The 22074-nt window shown below is 71.9% G+C and carries 19 protein-coding genes; 14 read left to right on the top strand and 5 right to left on the bottom strand.

Annotation, left to right across the window (positions count from 1 at the left end; translation table 11 throughout):
• The first annotated feature begins 17 nt into the window (after positions 1–17).
• The 5 genes from deoC (at position 18) to ITJ64_RS14725 (ending at position 5709) form a co-directional block, all read left to right on the top strand.
• Positions 18–1040 (top strand): deoxyribose-phosphate aldolase, encoded by a 1023-nt coding sequence (deoC, locus tag ITJ64_RS14745; RefSeq protein WP_370545201.1) that lies wholly within the window; start codon positions 18–20, stop codon positions 1038–1040.
• Positions 1041–1049: 9 nt separating this feature from the next.
• Positions 1050–2579 carry an aldehyde dehydrogenase family protein gene (locus ITJ64_RS14740; RefSeq protein ID WP_194681493.1) on the top strand — a complete coding sequence of 510 codons (1530 nt, stop codon included), beginning with the start codon at positions 1050–1052 and terminating at the stop codon, positions 2577–2579.
• Position 2580: 1 nt separating this feature from the next.
• Positions 2581–3444: an aldehyde dehydrogenase family protein gene (locus ITJ64_RS14735; RefSeq protein WP_194681492.1), complete on the top strand. Its 864-nt coding sequence runs from the start codon at positions 2581–2583 to the stop codon at positions 3442–3444.
• Positions 3445–3531: 87 nt separating this feature from the next.
• Positions 3532–5067, top strand: a complete 1536-nt coding sequence (locus ITJ64_RS14730) for an SDR family oxidoreductase (RefSeq protein ID WP_194681491.1) — start codon at positions 3532–3534, stop codon at positions 5065–5067.
• A gap of 30 nt (positions 5068–5097) precedes the next feature.
• The gene (locus ITJ64_RS14725) at positions 5098–5709 is read left to right on the top strand and encodes a GDSL-type esterase/lipase family protein (RefSeq protein WP_194681490.1); all 612 of its coding nucleotides are present in this window, start codon (positions 5098–5100) and stop codon (positions 5707–5709) included.
• A 45-nt stretch (positions 5710–5754) separates the two neighbouring features.
• Here the strand turns inward: ITJ64_RS14725 and ITJ64_RS14720 are convergent, their stop codons facing one another.
• From ITJ64_RS14720 to ITJ64_RS14705, 4 genes are read right to left on the bottom strand one after another with little or no spacing between them, the layout of a single operon-like run.
• Complete coding sequence (locus ITJ64_RS14720; RefSeq protein ID WP_370545200.1) at positions 5755–7095, bottom strand: M20/M25/M40 family metallo-hydrolase; 1341 nt, start codon at positions 7093–7095, stop codon at positions 5755–5757.
• Positions 7092–8213 carry a PfkB family carbohydrate kinase gene (locus ITJ64_RS14715; RefSeq protein ID WP_194681489.1) on the bottom strand — a complete coding sequence of 374 codons (1122 nt, stop codon included), beginning with the start codon at positions 8211–8213 and terminating at the stop codon, positions 7092–7094. Before ITJ64_RS14715 ends, ITJ64_RS14720 begins: the two co-directional genes overlap by 4 nt.
• 4 nt (positions 8214–8217) lie before the next feature.
• The gene (locus ITJ64_RS14710) at positions 8218–9177 is read right to left on the bottom strand and encodes a pseudouridine-5'-phosphate glycosidase (protein WP_194681488.1); all 960 of its coding nucleotides are present in this window, start codon (positions 9175–9177) and stop codon (positions 8218–8220) included.
• The gene (locus ITJ64_RS14705; RefSeq protein WP_173181175.1) at positions 9177–9587 is read right to left on the bottom strand and encodes a hypothetical protein; all 411 of its coding nucleotides are present in this window, start codon (positions 9585–9587) and stop codon (positions 9177–9179) included. Before ITJ64_RS14705 ends, ITJ64_RS14710 begins: the two co-directional genes overlap by 1 nt.
• Positions 9588–9626: 39 nt before the next feature.
• Here ITJ64_RS14705 and ITJ64_RS14700 point away from each other — a divergent pair, with 39 nt between their 5' ends.
• The 3 genes from ITJ64_RS14700 to ITJ64_RS14690 all read left to right on the top strand — a co-directional run bounded on the left by ITJ64_RS14700 (position 9627) and on the right by ITJ64_RS14690 (position 12542).
• A complete protein-coding gene (locus tag ITJ64_RS14700) occupies positions 9627–9965 on the top strand; it encodes a DUF6804 family protein (RefSeq protein ID WP_194681487.1) in 339 nt (112 codons plus the stop codon).
• Positions 9966–10066: 101 nt separating this feature from the next.
• Positions 10067–12181, top strand: coding sequence for a DEAD/DEAH box helicase (locus ITJ64_RS14695; protein WP_194681486.1), 2115 nt, complete (start codon positions 10067–10069; stop codon positions 12179–12181).
• Between the two features lie 37 nt (positions 12182–12218).
• Positions 12219–12542, top strand: a complete 324-nt coding sequence (locus tag ITJ64_RS14690; RefSeq protein ID WP_194681485.1) for a YciI family protein — start codon at positions 12219–12221, stop codon at positions 12540–12542.
• Between the two features lie 37 nt (positions 12543–12579).
• On the opposite strand, the gene ITJ64_RS14685 is transcribed toward ITJ64_RS14690, so the two are convergent.
• The gene (locus ITJ64_RS14685; protein WP_194681484.1) at positions 12580–14694 is read right to left on the bottom strand and encodes a S9 family peptidase; all 2115 of its coding nucleotides are present in this window, start codon (positions 14692–14694) and stop codon (positions 12580–12582) included.
• Positions 14695–14752: 58 nt separating this feature from the next.
• Here ITJ64_RS14685 and ITJ64_RS14680 point away from each other — a divergent pair, with 58 nt between their 5' ends.
• The 6 genes from ITJ64_RS14680 to ITJ64_RS14655 all read left to right on the top strand — a co-directional run bounded on the left by ITJ64_RS14680 (position 14753) and on the right by ITJ64_RS14655 (position 22017).
• Complete coding sequence (locus ITJ64_RS14680) at positions 14753–15937, top strand: inorganic phosphate transporter (RefSeq protein ID WP_194681483.1); 1185 nt, start codon at positions 14753–14755, stop codon at positions 15935–15937.
• Entirely contained in the window at positions 15934–16170 is a 237-nt protein-coding gene (locus tag ITJ64_RS14675) for a hypothetical protein (protein ID WP_194681482.1), read from the top strand. Before ITJ64_RS14680 ends, ITJ64_RS14675 begins: the two co-directional genes overlap by 4 nt.
• A gap of 15 nt (positions 16171–16185) precedes the next feature.
• Complete coding sequence (locus ITJ64_RS14670) at positions 16186–17589, top strand: aldehyde dehydrogenase family protein (protein WP_194681481.1); 1404 nt, start codon at positions 16186–16188, stop codon at positions 17587–17589.
• 74 nt (positions 17590–17663) lie between these two features.
• Positions 17664–19232 carry an aspartate ammonia-lyase gene (locus ITJ64_RS14665; protein WP_194681480.1) on the top strand — a complete coding sequence of 523 codons (1569 nt, stop codon included), beginning with the start codon at positions 17664–17666 and terminating at the stop codon, positions 19230–19232.
• Complete coding sequence (locus tag ITJ64_RS14660; protein ID WP_194681479.1) at positions 19229–20671, top strand: FAD-binding oxidoreductase; 1443 nt, start codon at positions 19229–19231, stop codon at positions 20669–20671. Before ITJ64_RS14665 ends, ITJ64_RS14660 begins: the two co-directional genes overlap by 4 nt.
• Positions 20672–20745: 74 nt before the next feature.
• Positions 20746–22017, top strand: a complete 1272-nt coding sequence (locus tag ITJ64_RS14655) for a PrsW family intramembrane metalloprotease (protein ID WP_370545199.1) — start codon at positions 20746–20748, stop codon at positions 22015–22017.
• Positions 22018–22074: the final 57 nt, after the last annotated feature.

Here is a 22074-nt window from a genome sequence, read left to right as displayed (position 1 = left end):
GATTGGGAAGTGACCTCGTGACGATAGAAAGAGCGGTCAGCCCCGCGCAGCGCGCCGTGGAGGTGCTCGGCGGCGACCTGACCGAAGCCACCCTGAAGCGCTACCTCGACGGGCTCCCCGGAGTCGACACCGTGGGCCTCGAGCAGCGCGCCGCCTCGCTCGGCACGCGCTCGATCAAGACCACGTCGAAGGCCTGGGCCCTCGACCGCATCATCGAGCTGATCGACCTCACCACCCTCGAGGGTGCCGACACCCCCGGCAAGGTGCGCTCGCTCGTGGCCAAGGCCCTGGTGCCGGATGCGGGGGACCCCTCGACCCCGCGGGTCGCCGCCGTCTGCGTCTACGGCGACATGGTGCCCTACGCCGTCGAGGCGCTGGGCGACGCCCACGCCGCCGGCCGGGTCACCGAGCCCGGTGACGGGCTGATCAACGTCGCCGCCGTCGCGACCGCGTTCCCCTCGGGCCGCGCCTCGCTGCCGGTGAAGCTGGCCGACACCGCCGACGCCGTGGCCGCCGGCGCCGACGAGATCGACATGGTCATCGACCGCGGTGCCTTCCTCTCCGGTCGCTACGGCCTGGTCTTCGACGAGATCGTCGCGGTGAAGGAAGCCTGCCGCCGGGCCGACGGCTCGTTCGCGCACCTCAAGGTGATCCTCGAGACCGGCGAGCTGAACACCTACGACAACGTGCGCCGGGCATCCTGGCTCGCGATCCTCGCCGGTGGCGACTTCATCAAGACCTCGACCGGCAAGGTGGCCCCGGCCGCCACGCTGCCCGTCACCCTGCTGATGCTCGAGGCCGTGCGCGACTGGCACCGCCTCACCGGCGAGAAGATCGGCGTCAAGCCGGCCGGCGGCATCCGCTCGTCGAAGGACGCCATCAAGTACCTCGTCACCGTCGCCGAGACGGTGGGCGAGGAGTGGCTCCAGCCGCACCTGTTCCGCTTCGGGGCCTCGAGCCTCCTCAACGACGTGCTGCTGCAGCGGCAGAAGCTCAGCTCGGGCCACTACTCCGGCGCCGACTACGTCACGATCGACTAGGACCACACGATGTCATTCCTCGAATACGCCCCGGCCCCCGAGTCGACGGCGATCCTCGACCTCAAGCCCGAGTACGGCCTGTTCATCGACGGTGAGTTCACCCCCGCCGCCGGAGAGTCGTTCCTGACGATCTCTCCCGCCACCGAGAAGCCGATCGCGCGCATCGCCAACGGCACCGAGGCCGACGTCGACCGCGCCGTGGCCGCCGCCCGCAAGGCCTACGAGAAGACCTGGTCGCGCATGTCGGGCCGCGACCGCGGCAAGTACCTGTTCCGCATCGCGCGCCTCGTGCAGGAGCGCGCCCGCGAGCTCGCCGTCGCCGAGTCGCTCGACAACGGCAAGCCGATCAAGGAGAGCCGCGACGTCGACGTGCCGCTCGTCGCCGCCTGGTTCTTCTACTACGCCGGCTGGGCCGACAAGCTCGAGTACGCCGGCGTCGGCGCGAACCCGCGCTCGCTCGGCGTCGCCGCCCAGGTCATCCCGTGGAACTTCCCGCTGCTCATGCTGGCGTGGAAGATCGCACCCGCCCTGGCCGCCGGCAACACCGTCGTGCTGAAGCCGGCCGAGACCACGCCGCTCACGGCGCTGCTGTTCGCCGAGATCCTGCAGCAGGCCGACCTCCCGGCCGGTGTCGTCAACATCGTCACCGGTGCCGGCGAGACGGGCCGCGCGCTCGTCAACCACCCCGACGTGAACAAGGTGGCCTTCACCGGCTCCACCGCCGTGGGCCGCGAGATCGCGCGCTCCACCGCGGGCACCGGCAAGAAGCTCACCCTCGAGCTCGGCGGCAAGGCGGCGAACATCGTCTTCGACGACGCGCCCATCGATCAGGCCATCGAGGGCATCGTCAACGGCATCTTCTTCAACCAGGGCCACGTCTGCTGCGCGGGCTCGCGCCTGCTGGTGCAGGAGTCGATCCACGACGAGGTCGTCGAGCGCCTGAAGTCGCGCCTCGAGACGCTGCGCGTCGGCGACCCGCTCGACAAGAACACCGACGTGGGCGCCATCAACAGCGCCGAGCAGCTGGCGCGCATCCGCGAGCTGAGCGAGATCGGCGAGGCCGAGGGCGCCGAGCGCTGGAGCCCGGCGTGCGAGCTCCCCGAGAACGGCTTCTGGTTCGCCCCCACGATCTTCACGAACGTGTCGACCAGCCACCGCATCGCCCGCGAGGAGATCTTCGGCCCGGTGCTGTCGGTGCTGAGTTTCCGCACCCCGGCCGAGGCGATCGCCAAGGCCAACAACACCCCCTACGGCCTCTCGGCCGGCATCTGGAGCGAGAAGGGCAGCCGCATCCTGGCCGTGGCCGACAAGCTGCGCGCCGGCGTGATCTGGGCCAACACCTTCAACCGCTTCGACCCCGCGTCGCCCTTCGGTGGCTACAAGGAGTCGGGCTACGGCCGCGAGGGCGGCCGCCACGGTCTCGCCGCATACCTGAAGGAGGGCGCTGGAGCTATGAGTGAGAGCGCAGTGCGCTCTCGCCGCGACGCCAGCCCTGAGAGAGCTGTGCTCTCTCAGTCGACGACGAAGGAGGAGCAGTAAATTGAGCACCCACGTCTCCGTTCCCAAGACCTACAAGCTCTACGTCAACGGCGCCTTCCCGCGCAGCGAGTCGGGCCGCGTCTACGAGGTGGTCGACTCCAAGGGCCGCTTCCTCGCGAACGCCGCCCAGGCCTCGCGAAAGGATGCGCGTGACGCCGTCGTGGCCGCACGCGCCGCCGTCGGCGGCTGGTCGGGCGCCACCGCCTACAACCGCGGCCAGGTGCTCTACCGCGTCGCCGAGGTGCTCGAGGGCCGCCGCGCCCAGTTCGAGGACGAGATCGTCAGGCAGGAGGGCGTGTCGGCCTCGGCCGCGCGCGCCCAGGTCGACGAGGCGATCGACCGCTGGGTCTGGTACGCCGGCTGGGCCGACAAGTACGCCCAGGTCGCCGGCAACGCCAATCCGGTCTCCGGCCCGTACTTCAACCTCTCGGTGCCCGAGCCCACCGGGGTCGTCGCGATCGTGGCGCCCCAGGACTCGGCCCTGCTCGGCCTCGTCAGCGCCGTGGCGCCCGCGCTCGTCGCCGGCAACACCGTGGTGGTCGTCGCGAGCGAGGCGCATCCGCTCTCGGCCATCACCCTCGGCGAGGTGCTCGCCACGAGCGACCTGCCGAAGGGCGTTGTCAACGTGCTGACCGGCTCTCCCGCCGAGTTGGCGCCGTGGCTCGCGAGCCACGCCGACGTGAACGCGCTCGACCTCGTCGGAGCCTCGGCGCTGGAGTGGATCGACCTCGAGATCGCCGCCGCCGAGACGCTGAAGCGCGTGCTCCCGCCCGAGGAGGGGCCGGACGCCGCCGCGCCGAGCCTCGCCCGCATCGGGGCGTTCACCGAGATCAAGACGGTGTGGCACACGAAGGCGCTGATCTAGCTGGGCTGACCGGCGCTGCGCTGACCGTTCGCCCCGAGGGCGGCGCCTCCGGCCCGCCGGGGCCGTGCGAGGGCTAGCGTGGGCAGCATGACCTCCCCACGCTTGGCCCTCGTCACGGGCGCGACCGGCTACATCGGGGGGCGTCTCGTTCCCCGCCTGCTCGACGCGGGCTTCGACGTGCGCGTGCTCGTGCGCACGCCCGAGAAGCTGCGCGACGTGCCGTGGGCCGGCTCGGTCGACATCGTCAAGGGCGACCTCGGCGACGCCGAGTCGCTGCGCGCCGCCGTCGAGGGAGTCGACGTCTTCTACTACCTCGTGCACTCGATGGGCGGCAAGGGCGACTTCGAGAAGGCCGAGGAGGCCTCCGCGAAGAACGTGGCCGCCGCGGTCGCCGACGCCGGCGTGAAGCGGGTCGTCTACCTCGGTGGGCTGCACCCGGTGAGCGGGGAGCTGTCGCCGCACCTGCGGTCGCGGGTCGCCGTCGGGCGCATCCTGCTCGACTCGGGTGTGCCCACCGCCGCCCTGCAGGCCGGAGTCGTGATCGGTTCGGGCTCGACCTCGTTCGAGATGATCCGGCACCTCACCGACGTGCTGCCGTACATGCCGGCGCCGAAGTGGGTGCGCAACCGCATCCAGCCCATCGCCGTGCGCGACGTGCTCTACTACCTCGTCAAGGCCGCCGACCTGCCGGCCGACGTGAACCGCACCTTCGACATCGGCGGGCCCGACGTGCTGCGCTACGGCCAGATGATGAACGGCTACGCCCTCGAGGCGGGCCTCGCCCAGCGGCCGATCGCCGCGCTGCCCGTGCTGACGCCGTGGCTCGCCTCGCAGTGGGTGAACCTCGTCACGCCGATCCCCCGGTCCCTCGCCATCCCGATCATCGCGTCGCTGCAGTTCGACTGCGTCACCCACGAGCACGACATCCGCAGCTACATCGACGACCCCGAGGGCGGGCTCACCCCCTACCGGCGGGCCGTGCGGCTCGCGCTGGGGAAGATGAAGGCCGGCGAGGTCGAGACCAGCTGGCAGGACGCCTTCGTGCCGGGCGCCGTCAGCGACCCGCTGCCGAGCGACCCCGACTGGGCGGGCCACACCGTCTACCTCGACGTGAAGCAGCGCACCACACCGGCGCCGGCCGACGAGCTCTGGCGCGTGATCGAGGGCATCGGCGGCGAGAACGGCTGGTACTCCTTCCCGATCGCCTGGGCCGTGCGCGGCTGGATGGACAAGATCGTGGGCGGCGTCGGCCTCCGGCGCGGCCGGCGCAGCCAGACCGAGCTGCACACGGGCGACGCGCTCGACTTCTGGCGGGTGGAGCAGATCGACCGCGGCTCGTTCCTCAGGCTGCGGGCCGAGATGAAGGTGCCGGGCGGCGCCTGGCTCGAGATGCGGGCCACCCCGTCAGAGGACGGCGGTTCGATCTACGACCAGCGCGCGATCTTCTTCCCGCGCGGGCTCGGCGGCCGGCTGTACTGGTTCGCGATCCTGCCGTTCCACGGCGTGATCTTCAACGGCATGGCCAACCGGATCACCGAGACCGCCCTGCTCGCTGCCCGGAAGGACGCGGCGAAGACCGGTTCGGCAAAGCCGGCCGGAGCGGGGATCGTCGCCTCCGGCTAAAATGGGGATCTACTTCACCTGGAGGTGCGGATGTCCGGAAAGCCCAAGACCGTCTTCGTCGGAGACAGCCTGATCGAAGGCGGCCGCTGGCAGGAGTGGTTCCCCGAGCTCGAAGCCGTGAACCTCGGAGTCGGCGGAGACACCACCGAGGGTCTGATCGCGCGGCTCGACGAGGTCGCCGCCGAAGACCCCGACACGGTCGTGCTCCTGATCGGCACGAACGACGTGGCGAACCGCCGCGGCATCGAGCAGGTCGTGCGCGGCATCGAGACCGCGCTGGCGAACATCCGGGCCGCGTCGCCCGACGCGCGCATCCTGGTGCAGTCGGTGCTGCCGCGCGGCGCCGAGTACGCCGAGTTCGTCAAGGAGATCAACCGGCACGTCTGGCAGTTCGCCGCCACCGTGCGGGCGCACTACCTCGACCTCTGGCCCGTGATGGCCGTCGAGTCGGGCGAGCTCAACCCCGCCTTCACCGAGGATCGGCTGCACCTGAACGAGGAGGGCTACAAGGCGTGGCTCTCCGAGCTCGAGCCCGCCCTCGAGCGGGTGCACGACCTGCCGCCGTCGAGCCGGCCGATCCGCCTGCCCGAGCTGCAGGCGCAGATGGCCGCCGAGCAGGCGAAGCGGGCCGAGCAGGAGTAGCAGCAGCTGTCGCAGCAGTAGTGGCGCCGCGGGCGGAGGCCTGCGCTAGAGCCGCCTCAGCAGGCGCTCGAAGAAGCGGATGCCCGTGAACCACGTGTCCACGTGCATCCGCTCGTTCTTGGCGTGCAGGGTGGCGCGCTCGTCGGCCGACATCTCGAACGGGCTGAAGCGGTAGACCGACCGGCTGTGCGGCGAGAACCACCGCGAGTCGGTCGCGCCGGTCTGCACGTACGGAGTGACGACCGTGCCGGGGTAGCTCGCGACGATCGTCTCGGCGAGCAGGTCCCAGTCGGGGCCGTCCATGCGGGAGACCCGGGCCGGGCCGTTCTGCATCGTCGTGTCGACCCGCACCAGCGGGTCGGCGATCGAGCGCTCGAGGTGCCGCCGGGCCTCGTCGACGGTCGAGCCGACGGCGATCCGCACGTTCACGACGGCCTGCGCCCGCTCGGCCAGGGCGTTCGCGGCCGGGGAGCCCGAGAGCTGGGTGACGGCCATCGTCGTGCGCACCATGGCGGCCGTCTCGTCGCTCAGGCGGGCGAAGACCGGGACGATCAGCGGTCGGAAGAGCCCGACGCGGGTGAAGACCGTGCGCAGCGGGCTCGCCGCGTGGGCGCCGATGGTGGCGATCATGCGGGCCGTCACCGGGTTCAGGCCCGCCGGGAACGGGTGCCGCTCGAGGCGCGTGATGGCCCGGGCCAGCCGGTTCGTGGCGGTGTCGGCCGGGGGAGTCGAGGCGTGTCCGCCCGCCTGCTCGACCGTGAGGGTGAAGTTCGTGGTGCCCTTCTCGCTCACGCCCACCACGGCGACGGGCACCTCGACCGTGGGGAAGGCGCGCTCGATCACGGCGCCGCCCTCGTCGAGCACGAGGCCGAGCTCGACACCGCGCCCGTGCAGCAGGCGGGAGGCGGCCTCGGCGCCGGTGCCCGCCGTCTCCTCGTCGTGGCCGAAGAGCAGGTAGACGTCGTGCTCGGGGGAGAGGCCGGTGGCGAGCGAGCGCTCGACCGCCTCGAGCACGGCGGTGACCGAGCCCTTGTCGTCCAGCGTTCCGCGGCCCCAGAGCACGCGGTCGGCGCCGTGTCCCGTCAGCTCGGCGGCGAAGGGCGGATGCTCCCAGCCCTCGTCGGTCGCGACCACCACGTCGTAGTGGCCCATCAGCACGGCGGAGCGGCCGGGGGTGCGACCCGGCCAGCGGAAGAGGAAGGTGCGCCCGTGCATCCGCTCGAGTTCGAGGTGCTCGTGCACGAGGGGGTACAGCTCGCGGAGGGCGTCGGCGAAGGCGTCGAAGGCGGCCTCGTCGCGCTCGGCGGGCGGCAGCGACATCGTGGGGATGCGGATCAGGGTGCGGAGGCGCTCGAGGGCGGCCTCGTCGTCGGCGTGGTCGTTCACACCGTGGCCGGTTCGGTCTGGGTCACCGGCTCGGGCTGACCGGCGAGCGGTGGGCGGGCGCCGAGGCGCTGGATGGCGATGGCCGCACAGCGCACGCCCTCGCGGCCCGCCGCCTCGAGCCGGGCCTCATCGATCGTCTCGGCGTCGAGGCGGCCACTCGTCAGCAGGGCGTGCACGAAGCCGGCGCTGAAGGCGTCCCCGGCGCCGGTGGTGTCGACCGGGTCGACCAGCAGGGCCGGCACGCGCACGACGAGCGGATGCCCGCCCGCCCGCCTGACCGCCGCGAGCACCCCGTCCCGCCCCATCGTCAGCACCACCACCGGGGCGTGGACGAGCAGCGCGGTCGCGACCTCCGCCGGATCGACGACGGCCGTCAGCGCGCGTCCCTCGTCGAGGTTCGGCAGGAGCACCGTGGCGCCGCGGGAGGCGTCGAGCACCGTATCGGCACCGTGGTCGGCGATGAAGCCGGCCGATCCCGGGTTCACCGAGATGGTCATGCCGGCCGTAGTGGCCTCGGCGATCAGGGCGGCACACGCGCGCACGGCGCTCAGGCGTTCGGTGCCGGGCACGTCGTTGAAGAGGGAGTAGCCCGTGAGGTGCAGGTGCGCGCCGGGTGCGAGCAGGGCGCGGTCGACGTCGGCGGGGCCGGTGAGCACGTTCGCGCCGCGCTCGGTGAGCATCGTGCGGGTGCGGTCGGGCTGCAGCACCACGACGATCGTGCCGGTCGGGCGCTCGGGGTCGGGCCGGAGGTGGGCCGCCACGCCGGAGTCGGCCAGCTCGGCCGCGTGCCGGTCGACGTCGATCGCGCCGACCCGGCCGAAGAAGTGCGATTCCGCCCCGAGGTGCCCGAACCAGGCCGCCGCGTTCGCCGCGGATCCGCCCGAGCGTCGCTCGATCGTCGCCGCGGTGTCGGTGTCGGGCCGGATCTCGCCGGCCGGGGTGACGATGACGTCGTCGAACACGTCGCCGAACGCGATCACCCGCGGGGCGGCCAGGGGCGCGATCACCCGCGGGGAGGCCAGGGGCGCGATCACCCGCGGGGAGGCCAGGGGCGCGATCACCCGCGGGGAGGCCAGGGGTGCGATCACCCGCGGCACGGGCATCCGCGGGTCGCTCACGGGATCAGGCCCCGGCGCCGTTCAGCGCGCTCCACGAGCGCGCGATGCCGCCGGCGAGCCGCACGTTGTTGCGGGCGATGTCGAGGTTCACCTCGAGGCTGCGGCCGCCCGACTCCTCGACGATGAAGCCGAGCAGGAACGGCGTGACCGCCTTGCCCGAGACCCCGGCGGCGTCGGCGGCGGCGAAGGCGGTGGCGAGCACGCGGTCGTGCTCCGCCGGGTCCCACTGCTGATCGGACGGCAGCGGGTTGGCCACCACGATGCCCTGGCCGTGGCCGAGCAGGTCCTGGCCGCGCATGACGCGGGCGATCTCGTCGGTGTCCTCGACCGACCAGTCGATCGTGTAGCCCGAGGTGCTCAGCCAGAAGCTCGGGAAGTCGGTGGTGCGGTAGCCGACCACGGGCACGCTGAGGGTCTCGAGCCGTTCGAGCGTGGCCGGGATGTCGAGCACCGACTTGACGCCCGCCGAGACGACCGTGACACCTGACAGCGCCAGCGCCGAGAGGTCGGCCGACTCGTCGAAGGTGTCGGAGGCGCCGCGGTGCACGCCACCGAGGCCGCCCGTGGCGAAGACGCGCACACCGGCGCGGCCCGCGAGGTAGGCGGTGGCGGCGACGGTGGTCGCCCCGCTCGCGCCCTTGGCCGAGAGGATCGGCAGGTCGCGCACGCTCGCCTTGGTCATGTCCTCCTCGGCGATGCGGCGCACGCCGTCGTCGTCGAGTCCGATGCGGGGGATGCCGTCGAGCACCGCGATGGTGGCGGGTGTCACACCGGCGTCACGGAGGATCGCCTCGAACTCGCGGGCCGCCTCGAGATTGCGGGGGCGGGGGAGTCCGTGCGAGATGATCGTCGACTCGAGAGCCACCACGGGGCGGCCGGCGGCGAGGGCCTCGGCGACCTCGTCGGAGACGCGGAAGGCCTCGGTCTGTGCCGGTGACTCGCTCTGGTCGTACGTCGCCGCCATCAGTGCAGCCGCGCCTTGAGCGCGACCACGGGGTCGGCGGCGTTCAGGATGCCCGGCCCGAAGCGGAGCATCGTGACCGTGTGCGACACCGGCCCCCCGCCGATGCCCGAGCCGGCCGAGAGCCGCACGGCGACCGTCGCGCGCTCCCACGTCAGGATGGCCTCCTGCGCCAGCTGCACGGTCAGCCCGAGCGGCTGCGTGTTGCCCGAGCGCACGTCGGGCAGCGAGTAGCCGCCGAGCCCGGCGAGGGTGGAGTAGACCTCCGACACGTCCTTCTGCGGCAGCGGCACCGCACCCTGCCCGGCGAAGACGGTCACGAACAGCCGCGCGGCGAGCTCCTCGGGATCGGCGGTCCAGAGCCCCTCGGGGCCTGCGAAAAGGGGGGTCGAAGCACCCGACGTGAATGACATGGGTTCACCCTACCGAGCGCCGCGTAGGATTGGCGAGACATGAGCGCGCGACAGACCACCCCCGACTTCACCCGTCCCGCACTCGCCCCCGGGCTCCTCGGCGCGATCGCCCTGGTGGCCTTCCTGGCGGTCATCGGCGACGACGGCTGGTTCACCGTGGCCCGCTTCGCGATCGCCATCCTGGCGCTGATCATGCTCGTCTTCGCCGTTCAGGCGAAGCAGTGGTGGTGGCTGCCGCCGCTCGCCGCGATCGCCGTGCTGTGGAACCCCGTGCTGCCGATCGACCTGCCGCTCGTCGGCTGGCAGATCGCCCACGGCGTCGGCGCGGTCGTGTTCATCGCCAGTGGGCTGCTTATCAAGGTGCATCGCGTAGACTGAGCGCGCCACGGGATTTCCCGCTCCTCGCGCCGACCGCGATCCCCATCGCCTTGCTCGACCGCCCAGGCCCCGTGCACTCCGCCTCACTCCCCAGGAGAACGATGTCAAGGTCCGGCAACCGCCGTACGCGCACCGCAGACAACACCGGTCTGATCCCGATCCTCGCCCGCAAGGTGCGCGAGGTCGAAGCCGCCGCCCAGCGCGGCAAGGTCGCCCCCGCCAACCGCACGAAGTTCCTCGTGGTCGCGCTGCTGATGCGCGAGGAGCGCGCGAGCATCAAGACCGACACCACGATCGGCGACGCCGAGCGGGCCGAGCAGCTGAAGCGCCTCGACGGCATCGCGTCGATCCTCGCGCGCACCGCCGCCCGCGACACCTCGCTGATCGCCCTGCTCGAGAACGACGCCGCGCTCTCGCCGGCCGCCCGCAGCCTCCGCCGCGAGTACCTGGAGGACGCCGGCTACGAGGTGCCCGACGACGAGCCCGAGGCGCCCGCGCCCACCGCCACCGTCGTGCCCCCCGAGCTCGCCGAGCGCCAGGTCGTGCCCGTGTCGGTCAAGTCGCGTCAGCTCGCGAACCCGTTCATGGCACCCGACCTCACGCCGTCGAAGCCGCACGGCGTCGGCCGGCTCTCGAACTGGGAGCTGCTCGGCCCGCTCTACCGCGCCTTCGAGTACGGCGCCGGCGGCCGGGCCGCCAGCATGGAGCTGCCCGAGGCCCCCACCATCGACCGCCTCTCGCCCCCCGGGCACGAGCTGATGGTGCACCAGTCCCGCTTCCTGCAGAGCGTGCAGGCCGGGCACCGCACCTTCCTGCTCGCCGACGAGCCCGGTCTCGGCAAGACGGCGCAGTCGCTCTTGGCCGCATCCGTCGCCGACGCCTACCCGCTGCTGGCCGTCGTGCCGAACGTGGTGAAGATGAACTGGGCGCGCGAGGTCGAGCTCTGGACCCCGCACCGCCGCGCCACCGTCGTGCACGGCGACGGCGAGACGCTCGACGCCTTCGCCGACGTCGTGGTGGTCAACTACGAGGTGCTCGACCGGCACCTGTCCTGGCTCGGCAGCATGGGCTTCCGCGGCATGGTCGTCGACGAGGCGCACTTCATCAAGAACATGACCTCGCTTCGCTCGCGCAACGTGCTGGCGCTGGCCGACCGCATCCGGCACACCGCCCCCGGCGGCAACCCGCTGATGATGGCCCTCACCGGAACGCCGCTGATCAACGACGTCGACGACTTCCGGGCGATCTGGCAGTTCCTCGGCTGGATCGACGGCGACAAGCCCGGCCCCGAGCTGATGGAGCACCTCGAGGAGATCGGGCTCACCCCGGCCGACGCGGGCTTCTTCGCCGAGGCGCGCGAGGCCGTCATCGACATGGGCATCGTGCGCCGCCGCAAGATCGACGTGGCCGCCGACCTGCCCGCCAAGCGCATCGTCGACCTGCCGGTCGAGCTCGACGACGACTTCGGCCGCTCGATCCGCGAGGCCGAACGCGAGCTCGGTGCCCGCCTCGTCACCCGCTACCGCCGCCTGGTCGCCGCCCGCGCGAACGCCCGCGGCGACGAGGTCGACGAGCTGCCCGACGACGACCTGATGCGCCTCGTCGCCCGCCAGGAGCTCGAGGACACGCAGGCGAACGAGGACGGGCTGAACGTCTTCACGATGGTGCGCCGGATCGGCACGGCGAAGGCCGGGCTGGCCGCCGACTACACCGCGCAACTCGCCCGCTCGGTGGGCAAGGTCGTGTTCTTCGCCAAGCACATCGACGTGATGAACGCCGCCGAGGAGCTCTTCGCCAAGCGGGAGCTGAAGACGGTGTCCATCCGCGGCGACCAGTCGGCGACCCTGCGTCAGCGCGAGATCGACGCCTTCAACAACGACCCCGAGGTGGCCGTGGCCGTCTGCTCGCTCACCGCGGCGGGCGTCGGCCTCAACCTGCAGGCCGCCTCGAACGTGGTGCTCGCCGAGCTGTCCTGGACGGCGGCCGAGCAGACCCAGGCCATCGACCGCGTGCACCGCATCGGCCAGGCCGAGCCGGTCACCGCGTGGCGCATCGTGGCCGCGCAGACGATCGACACCCGCATCGCCGAGCTGATCGACTCGAAGCAGGGCCTCGCGGCGCGCGCGCTCGACGGCTCCGACCAGGCGATCGGCTCGACCGACAGCGTGCAGCTCGACGCCCTCGTCGGCCTGCTCCGCTCGGCGCTCGAGGACTAACCTTCCCCTGGAACGATCGTATGTGTACGGTGTTCACATGCGATTCATGATGTTCGTGATGGGCGACGAGACGCCCGATGCCGAGCCCGACGAGACCGACGTCGACGTGTGGGTCGACGAGCTCGACGGTGCTGGCCAACGCCTGATGGGCGACATCCTCGACCCCGGCACCGCCCGCGGGGTGCGGGTGCGGGCGGGCGAGACGATCGTCACCGAGGGCCCGCTCGTCGGCGTCACCGATGCGATCTGGGGCTTCGACCTGCTCGAGGCGCGCGACCTCGACGAGGCGACGGCGCTGGCAGCCCGGCATCCGATGGCCAGGAACGGCCGCCTGGAACTGCGGCCGTTCCCCGAAGGCTGACGCGAGCGACCGGCCTGGTCGGCCCGGGCTGCCGCTGCTACGCGCGACCGAGTACGTCGAGCATCCACGCGTACTCGTACGACACCTCGCGCCAGCGCTCGTAGCGGCCCGAGACGCCGCCGTGACCGGCCGACATCTCGGTCTTCAGCAGCACGGGCGCGCCCACCTCGCGGAGCCTCGCCGTCCACTTCGCGGGCTCGACGTAGAGCACGCGGGTGTCGTTCAGGCTGGTCACGGCCAGGATGCGCGGGTACGCCTGCTCAGTCACGTTCTCGTACGGCGAGTACGACTTCATGTACGCGTAGACCTCCGGGTCGTGCAGCGGGTCGCCCCACTCGTCCCACTCGATCACGGTCAGGGGGAGCGACGGGTCGAGGATCGAGGTCAGCGCGTCCACGAACGGCACCTGCGCCAGGATGCCCGCGAACAGCTGCGGCGCCAGATTCGCCACCGCACCCATCAGCAGCCCGCCGGCGCTGCCGCCCTGCGCCACGAGCGTCGACGGCGCGGTGAAGCCGAGTTCGATCATCCGCTCGGCCGCACTGACGAAGTCGGTGAAGGTGTTCTTCTTCGTGAGCGTCTTGCCGTCTTCGTACCAGTGGCGGCCGAGCTCGCCGCCGCCCCGCACGTGCGCGATCGCGAAGGCCACGCCGCGGTCGAGCAGCGAGAGCCGGGCGACCGAGAACGACGGGTCGATCGAGGACTCGTAGGAGCCGTAGCCGTAGAGCACCAGCGGGCCCGGGGCGTCGGCGTCGAGCACGCCCCGGCGGGCCACCAGCGACACGGGCACCCGCGTGCCGTCGGCGGCCGTCGCCCACTCGCGGCGCTGCTCGTATGCCGCGGGGTCGTAGCCGCCGAGCACCGACTGCTGCTTCAGCAGCGTCGAGGTGCCGGTGGCGATGTCGTGGTCGAACACCGACGAGGGCGTGACGAACGAGGTGTAGCCGAAGCGGATGGTCGGCTGCTCCCACTCGGGGTTGCCCGAGGTGCCCACCGAGAACAGCGGCTCGTCGAACGCGAGCTCGGTGAACGCGGCGCCCTCGAGCGACGTCGTGCCCGGCAGCGGCAGCATCGCGATGCGGGTGAGGCCGTCGCGCCGGTAGTCGATCGTGAGGTGGCCGGCGAAGGCGTCGACGTCCTCGAGGCGCACGGCCTCGTCGTGCGCGATCACGGTCTCCCACGAGGCGCGGTCGAGCGGATGCGCGGGGTCGACGGCCACGAGCTCGAAGTTCAGCGCCTGGTCGTTGTGCAGCACCAGCAGCCGGTCGCGGCCGCCGACCACCGCGTGCTCGACCGCGTACTCGACGCCCTCGCGCCGGGGCCAGACGATCTGGAAGCCCGCCTCGGGGTGCTCGGTGTCGAGCAGGAGCACCTCGCTGGTGATCTTCGAGCCGACCGCGATCTCGAGGTAGCGACGGCTGCGGGTGAGCCCGACGCCGACCCAGAAGCGCTCGTCGGGCTCGGTGAAGACGACCTGGTCGTCGGCGCCCGTCGTGCCGACGACGTGCTGCCAGATGGTGTCGGGGCGCCAGGCGTCGTCGACGGTGGGGTAGTAGACGCTCGCGCCGTCGCCCGAGAAGACGGCTCCCGGGAAGGTGTCGGCGACCTCGTCGGGCAGGTCCTCGCCGAGCTCCAGGTCGCGGATGCGGAGGGTGTAGCGCTCGTCGCCGACGACGTCGACCGCGTAGGCGAGCATCCGCCCGTCGGGGGAGACGTCGAAGGAGCCGAGCGAGTAGAACTCGTGGCCGGCGGCCTGCTCGTTGTCGTCGAGCACGACCTGCTCGCCCTCGATCGGCACGCCGGGCTCGATCGTCGGGGGAGTCCAGTCATGGGGGCCCGAGATCGGCGCACGGCAGTGCACGCCGTACTGCGAGCCCTCCGCGGTGCGGGTGTAGTACCAGTGGCCGCCGTCGCGCACTGGCACCGAGAGGTCGGTCTCCCGGGTGCGCCCCTTGATCTCGTCGAAGATCTCCTGCCGGAGCCCGGCGAGGTGCGCGGTGGCCTCGTCGGTGAAGGCGTTCTCGGCCTCGAGGTAGGCGATCACCTCGGGGTCCTCCTTGTCGCGCAGCCACTCGAAGGGATCGGAGACGGTGTCGCCGTGGTGCACACGATCGAACGGGACCTTGCGAGCGCGGGGAGGGAGCGATGCCATGACTCCAGCGTAGATCGCCCATGAACATGAACGGCGGGTGAACGAATAGGGTTGCAGGGTGGATCTCACCGTCGTCGTCGTGCTCGTCATCGCGCTGGCCCTGTTCTTCGATTTCACGAACGGCTTCCACGACACGGCGAACGCCATGGCGACGCCCATCGCCACGGGGGCGCTGAAGCCCAAGGTCGCCGTCGCGCTGGCCGCCGTGCTCAACCTCGTGGGTGCCTTCCTCAGCACCGAGGTCGCCAAGACCATCTCGGGCGGCCTGATCAAGGAGGGCGACGGGGGCGTGCAGATCATGCCCGAGATGATCTTCGCCGGCCTGATCGGCGCGATCGTCTGGAACCTGCTGACGTGGCTGTTCGGCCTCCCCTCCAGCTCCTCGCACGCCCTGTTCGGCGGCCTGATCGGTGCCGCGGTGGTCGGCGCCGGCTTCGGGGTCGTCGACTACGGCGTGCTCGTGTCCAAGGTCATCCTGCCGGCGCTCGTCGCGCCGCTGGTCGCCGGGCTCGTCGCGTTCGTCGCCACCCGGCTCGCCTATGCGATCACGCGGATGCCGAGCGACAGCACGCAGTCCGGCGTCCGCGGCCGGTTCCGCTACGGCCAGATCTTCTCCTCGTCGCTCGTGGCGCTGGCGCACGGCACCAACGACGCGCAGAAGACGATGGGCGTCATCACGCTCACGCTGATCGCGTCGGGGCTGCAGCCCGCCGGCTCGGGCCCGGAGTTCTGGGTGATCATCACCTGCGCGCTGGCGATCGCCCTCGGCACCTACATGGGCGGCTGGCGCATCATCCGCACCCTCGGCGCCGGCCTCACCGAGGTCAAGCCCGCGCAGGGCTTCGCCGCCGAGACCAGCACGGCCGCCACCATCCTCGCGTCGAGCCACCTCGGCTTCGCGCTCAGCACCACCCAGGTCGCCTCGGGCTCGGTGATCGGCTCCGGCCTCGGCCGCAAGGGAGCGTCCGTGCGCTGGCGCACCGCCGGCCGCATCGGGCTCGGCTGGCTGATGACCCTCCCGGCCTCCGCCATCGTCGGCGCCCTGGCCGCGTTCGTCGCCGGCATCGGGCCCGCGGGGCTCCTGATCGACCTGATCGCGGGCGTCGCCATCATCGTGACGATCTTCGTCGTCTCGCGCCGCAACAACGTCGACGCGAAGAACGCCCTGAGCGAGGTCGACGCGGCCACCATCGCGGTGCGCACGCCGAAAGCCACCCGCCGCAAGCGAAAGGCCGAGAAGTGATCGACTGGGGAGCGTTCCTGATCGTGGCGGCGGCCGCCCTGGTGTCGACCGCCGTGGTGGTGAGCCTGTACTCGTTCGGGCTGCGCTTCCAGAGCCTGACGCACCCCGACGCCGCCACCGGCGAGCCGGTGCGGCCGGGCTGGGCGCGAGCGCTGTCCTACCTGTGCTTCGGCCTGAGCGTCTGCGCGGTGCTCTTCGGAATCTATTTGATAGTGCCTTTTCTGCACGGCTGAACCTACGATGACGAGATGACGTCCGAGCCGATCATCGCGCCCCTCACCCCCGTGGTCCCCGTGCTGCGCTCGGGCTTCGACGAGGGGGTCACCCGCTCGCTGCGCTGGCGCACCGCCCAGCTGACGGCGATGAGACGGATGCTCGACGAGAACTCCGCCGCCCTCGAGGACGCCCTCTTCACCGACCTCGGCAAAAACCCCACCGAGGCGGCGCTGACCGAGCTGAACGTGGTGATCGCCGAGATCCAGCACACGCTGAAGCACCTCCGCGGCTGGCTCCGCCCGACGCGGGTGCCGGTTCCGCTCGCCCTGGCGCCCGCCTCCGCGTCGACCATGCTCGAGCCGCTCGGCGTCGTGCTCGTGATCGCCCCGTGGAACTACCCGCTGCAGCTGCTGCTGCAGCCCGCCGTCGGAGCCCTCGCCGCCGGCAACGCCGTGCTGCTGAAGCCGAGCGAGCTCGCACCCGCCACCTCCGCCGCCCTCGCGGAGCTCGTGCCGCAGTACCTCGACGACCGAGCGGTCGCCGTCGTCGAGGGCGGCGTGGAGGTCACCACCCAGCTGCTCGCCGAGCGCTTCGACCACATCTTCTACACGGGCAGCACCGCCGTCGGGCGCATCGTGATGACCGCCGCCGCGAAGCACCTCACACCTGTCACCCTCGAGCTCGGCGGCAAGACGCCCGTCTACGTCGACGACACCGTCGACCTCGCCGCCGCGGCGAAGCGGATCGCCTGGGGCAAGTTCCTGAACGCCGGCCAGACCTGCGTCGCCCCCGACTACCTGCTCGCCACCCGGGAGGTGGCGGCCCGTCTGGTGCCGCACCTCGTGGCCGCCGTCGCCGAGTTGTACGAGGGCGACCCGCGCTCCAGCTCGAGCTACGGCCGCATCGTGAACGACCGACAGTACGCGCGGCTGAAGGGCCTGCTCGACAGCGGCACCGTCGTCACGGGAGGGCGCACCGACGACCGCACCCGCTACATGGCCCCCACCGTGCTCGCCGACGTCGCCCGCGACGCGCCGGTGATGCAGCAGGAGATCTTCGGGCCGATCCTGCCCGTCGTGACCGTCAGCGGGCTCGACGACGCGATCGGGTTCATCCGGGCCGGTGAGAAGCCGCTGGCGCTGTACGCGTTCACCGAGTCCGCCGTGGCCCAGCGGCGCATCCTGACCGAGACCTCCTCGGGCGCCGTGGGCTTCGGCGCGCCGATGATCCACCTCACGGTGCCCGGGCTGCCGTTCGGCGGCGTGGGCGAGAGCGGCCTCGGGGCGTACCACGGGCGGCGCAGCATCGAGACGTTCAGCCACGAGAAGGCGGTGATGCGCAAGGGCCTCACCCCCGACACCCTGAAGCTCGTCTACCCGCCCTACACCGAGCGCAAGGACGGGTTCGTCCGCGGGCTCCTGCGCCGGTTCAGCTGAGCGGGGCCGGGAGTAGAGTCGATGCCGTCCCGCCACGAGCGGAACGACACGACACGAGCAATGGAGCCCCACCCGTGACCACCACCGTTCCCACCGGAACCGCTGACAGCACCGCCGCCGCGACCTCGACCGACGCAACGCGCAGCGGCGCGACCCGCACCGAGACCGACAGTCTCGGCAGCGTCGAGATCCCCGCCGACGCCTACTGGGGCGTGCACACCGCCCGCGCGCTGGAGAACTTCCCGATCAGCCGCCGTCCGATCTCGGTCTACCCCGACCTCGTCAACGCGCTCGCCATCGTCAAGCAGGCCGCTGCGCGCGCCAACGCCGAGATCGGCGTGCTCGACCGGGCCAAGGCCGACGCCATCGAGGCCGCCTGCGAGCGCATCCGGGCCGGGGAGTTCCACGACCAGTTCGTGGTCGGCGTCATCCAGGGCGGTGCGGGCACCTCGACCAACATGAACGCCAACGAGGTCATCGCCAACGTGGCGCTGGCGGCGGGCGGTCATCCGCTCGGGGACTACGATGCGCTGCATCCGCTGGACGACGTGAACCGCAGCCAGAGCACCAACGACGTGTACCCCACGGCCGTGAAGCTCGCGATGGTGTTCTCGCTGCAGCGGCTGATGGTCGAGCACGAGCAGCTGCGCGACTCGTTCGCCGCGAAGGGCGTCGAGTTCGGTCACGTGCTGAAGGTCGGCCGCACCCAGCTGCAGGACGCCGTGCCGATGACCCTCGGCCAGGAGTTCCACGGCTTCGCCACCACCCTCACGGAAGACCTGGAGCGCCTGCGGCACACGATGCCGCTGCTCTGGGAGATCAACCTCGGCGCGACCGCCATCGGAACCGGCATCACCGCCGACCCGAACTACGCGGCCACCGTGTGCCGGCACCTCCGCGATCTCACCGGCTTCGAGCACGTCACCGCCGCCGACCTCGTCGAGGCGACGAGCGACGCCGGCGTGTTCATGACCCTCTCGGGCGTGCTGAAGCGCTCGGCGATCAAGCTGTCCAAGATCTGCAACGACCTGCGCCTGCTCTCCAGCGGCCCGCAGGCCGGCCTCGGCGAGATCAACCTGCCGGCCCGTCAGGCCGGGTCGAGCATCATGCCGGGCAAGGTGAACCCGGTCATCCCCGAGGTCGTCAACCAGGTGGCGTTCTCGGTCGCCGGCGCCGACGTCACGATCACCATGGCCGCCGAGGGCGGGCAGCTGCAGCTGAACGCCTTCGAGCCCGTGATCGCGCACTCGCTGCTGCAGAGCCTCGCCTGGATGACGCAGGGCTGGCGCACCCTGCGCATCAACTGCATCGACGGCATCACGGCGAACCTCGACCGGCTCGACACGATGGTGTCGACCTCGGTGGGCGTCGTCACGGCGCTCACCCCCTACATCGGCTACACGGCCGCGTCGGCGCTGGCGAAGACCGCGCTGCTCACCCACCGCAACATCGCCGACCTCGTCGTCGAGGCCGGGCTGATGAGCCGCGAACGGGTGATGAAGCTCATCTCGCCGGCGCGGCTGTCGGGCATCGAGGCGATCACGGCGGCGATCGACGTGGTCGAGATGGAAGAGCTGGCCGACGGAACGGGACCGGCCGACGGAATTGGACCGGCCGACGGAACGGGAGAGCACCAGCGATGAGCACGGTGACGGATGCGCGGGCCGCAGGCTCGGGTGAAACGGCGGCGGGGGCATCCGCTCTTCGACAGCTGATCGACGAGCTCGGCGACCGCGTGATCGTCGACCCCGCGGCGCTCGACGCGCTGCGCACCGACCGCTCGGGCTGGTGGTCGGAGGGCGGCGCGCTCGCGCTCGTCGAGGCCCGGAGCGTCGAGGACGTGCAGGCCGTGCTGCGCATCGCGAGCGCCCACCGCGTGCCGGTCGTACCGCGCGGCGCGGGCACGGGGCTCGCCGGCGGAGCGACCGCGACCCCCGGTGCCATCGTGCTGAGCGTCCGGGAGATGGACCGCATCCTCGAGATCGCGCTCGACGACGAGCTGGCCGTCGTGGAGCCCGGCGTCATCAACGCCGCCCTCGGCGAGGCGCTCGAGCCGCACGGCTACGCCTTCTCGCCCGACCCGGCGTCGAAGGCCATCTCGACGATCGGCGGCAACATCGCCACGAACGCCGGCGGCCTGATGTGCGCCAAGTACGGCGTCACCCGCGAGGCCGTGCTCGGGCTCGACGTGGTGCTGCCCGACGGCAGCCTGCTCGCCACCGGTCGCCGCACCGTCAAGGGCGTCACAGGCTACGACCTCACCGCGCTGTTCACCGGCTCGGAGGGCACGCTCGGCGTGATCGTGGGGGCCACCGTGCGCATCCGGCCGATCCCGCCGGGGCAGCTCGTCACGATCGCCGCCTTCTTCTCCGACCTCACCGCCGCGGCCGCCGCCTGCGCGGCCGTCACCGCCTCCCGGGTGCGACCCGCCGTGATGGAGCTGATGGATGCGCTGACCGTCGCCGCGGTCACCGCCTACCTCGGCACGCCCGCCCGCCCGGCGGGCGCCGCCTTCGTGCTCGTGCAGACCGACGGGGCGGGGGCAGCCGAGGAGGGTGACGCCATCGCCCGCGTGCTGCAGGAGGCCGGCGCGTTCAGCGTCGAGCAGTCGGCCGACCCCCTCGTCGCCGCCGAGCTGCTGGCGTTCCGGCGCAGCATGCACCCCGCGCTCGAGGTGCTCGGCGAGGTGCTGATCGAGGACATCTGCGTGCCGCGCTCGGCACTGCCCGCGATATTCGCCGAGATCGAGCGGATCGGCGCGGCCTACGGCCTGGACATCCCGACCGTGGCGCACGCCGGCGACGGCAACCTGCACCCGAACTTCGTGGTGCCGCCGGCCCTCGTCGACACCCCGGGCGGAGACGTGATCGGGGGAGCGCCCGACATCGTCTGGCAGGCCGCCGACGAGCTGTTCGAGTCGGCCCGCCGGCTCGGCGGCACGCTCACCGGCGAGCACGGTGTCGGCGTGCTGAAGCGGCGCTGGCTCGAGGGCGAGCTCGGTGAGAGCGGCCTCGAGCTGCAGCGTCGGCTCAAGGCCGTCTTCGACCCGCTCGGCATCATGAACCCGGGGAAGGTCTACTAACCGAGCCCGCAACGGGGTGCTCGGCGTCGGCGGTTCGCGCTACGCTGGGATCTCCCCGACCGTGAGGATTGCTCGTGACGCTCTTCGACCCCCGCCACTCGGTGTCGGCCGGCTCGGCGCCCGCCCCCGCGCCGGCGCCCGCCCCCGCGCCGGCGCCCGACGTCGGGCCGGCGGCCTCGCTGCCGCCCTTGCCCGCGTTCGGCGCGCCCGCCCGTCGCCAGACCGGTTCGACCGCCTCGCTCGTGCTGCTGATCGTCGGCATCATCGTGCTGGCCTTCGTCTTCCTGGCCGTGCTCGGGTACCTCGTGCTCGGTCTCGGGCCGGCGGCCGTGGTCATCTGCGCGATCCTCGCGCTCATCCCGCTGGCCGTCGTGATCACGGCGATCACGGTCATCGACCGCTGGGAGCCGGAGCCGAGGCCGGCGCTGTGGTTCGCGTTCCTCTGGGGGGCGGCGGCGTCCGTGGCGATCGCGCTGATCGTCGACCTCGGGGTGCAGGTCATCGTCGCCACGGCGAGCGACGGCCAGGCGACCACGAGCGACCTGTGGAGCTCGGTGATCCAGGCTCCCGTGGTGGAGGAGGGGGCGAAGGCGGCGGGCGTTCTGCTGCTCGTCATCATCTTCCGGCGGCAGTTCGACGGGCCGGTCGACGGCCTGGTCTACGGCGCCACCGTGGCGGCCGGGTTCGCCTTCACCGAGAACATCCTCTACTTCGGGCAGTCGCTCATCGAGTCGGGGGGCATCGGCCTCGGCTTCACCTTCGTGCTGCGCGGCATCATGTCGCCGTTCGCGCACGTCATGTTCACCGCCTGCACCGGCGTCGCGCTGGGCTTCGCGGTGCGGCAGCGGCACTGGTTCGCCGCGGTCGCCGTGTTCCTGCTCGGGCTGCTGCTGGCGATGGGGCTGCACGCGCTGTGGAACGGGTCGACCTTCCTGGTCGAGGGGCTCGACGGCTACTTCCTGCTCTACTTCGTGGTGCAGGTGCCGCTGTTCGTGCTCGCGATCGTCTTCGTCGTGCTGCTCCGGCGCTCCGAACGGCGGCTCACCCACGCGCGCCTCAGCGAGTACGCCGAGGCGGGCTGGTTCAGTCCCGCCGAGGTCGAGATGCTCTCCACCGGTGCCGCGCGGCGGGCGGCCCGGCGCTGGGCGCGAACGCTCCCGGGCAACGGCGAGCGGGCCATGCGGGCGTTCACCCGCGACGCCACACGGCTCGCCTTCGTGCGGCAGCGCATGCTGGCGGGGCGCTCCACCGCAGCGCCCCGCCACGACGAGGCCGCGCTGCTCGAGGCGCTGCTCGCCGATCGGCTGGCCCTCGCCGGGGCCGCGGGAGGGCATCCGCTGACCTGATCGGGCGCTGGTGACCCGGTCGGCATCGGCACCGCTCGCTTTGCCATGCATCGGCGG

The sequence above is a fragment of the Herbiconiux sp. VKM Ac-1786 genome, assembly GCF_015350805.1.
Taxonomy (GTDB): domain Bacteria; phylum Actinomycetota; class Actinomycetes; order Actinomycetales; family Microbacteriaceae; genus Herbiconiux.
The sequence above is the reverse complement of the archived record's forward strand: the minus strand, read 5'-3'. Positions and strand labels throughout refer to the sequence as shown.

What these genes read in the sequence shown, in the direction of transcription:
- ITJ64_RS14730 (WP_194681491.1), top strand. Translation starts at nt 3,532, where the DNA reads ATGACCTCCCCACGCTTGGCCCTCGTCACGGGCGCGACCGGCTACATC.
- ITJ64_RS14725 (WP_194681490.1), top strand. Translation starts at nt 5,098, where the DNA reads ATGTCCGGAAAGCCCAAGACCGTCTTCGTCGGAGACAGCCTGATCGAA.
- ITJ64_RS14700 (WP_194681487.1), top strand. Translation starts at nt 9,627, where the DNA reads ATGAGCGCGCGACAGACCACCCCCGACTTCACCCGTCCCGCACTCGCC.
- ITJ64_RS14670 (WP_194681481.1), top strand. Translation starts at nt 16,186, where the DNA reads ATGACGTCCGAGCCGATCATCGCGCCCCTCACCCCCGTGGTCCCCGTG.
- ITJ64_RS14690 (WP_194681485.1), top strand. Translation starts at nt 12,219, where the DNA reads ATGCGATTCATGATGTTCGTGATGGGCGACGAGACGCCCGATGCCGAG.
- ITJ64_RS14740 (WP_194681493.1), top strand. Translation starts at nt 1,050, where the DNA reads ATGTCATTCCTCGAATACGCCCCGGCCCCCGAGTCGACGGCGATCCTC.
- ITJ64_RS14695 (WP_194681486.1), top strand. Translation starts at nt 10,067, where the DNA reads ATGTCAAGGTCCGGCAACCGCCGTACGCGCACCGCAGACAACACCGGT.
- ITJ64_RS14660 (WP_194681479.1), top strand. Translation starts at nt 19,229, where the DNA reads ATGAGCACGGTGACGGATGCGCGGGCCGCAGGCTCGGGTGAAACGGCG.
- ITJ64_RS14710 (WP_194681488.1), bottom strand. Translation starts at nt 9,177, where the DNA reads ATGGCGGCGACGTACGACCAGAGCGAGTCACCGGCACAGACCGAGGCC.
- ITJ64_RS14705 (WP_173181175.1), bottom strand. Translation starts at nt 9,587, where the DNA reads ATGTCATTCACGTCGGGTGCTTCGACCCCCCTTTTCGCAGGCCCCGAG.
- ITJ64_RS14685 (WP_194681484.1), bottom strand. Translation starts at nt 14,694, where the DNA reads ATGGCATCGCTCCCTCCCCGCGCTCGCAAGGTCCCGTTCGATCGTGTG.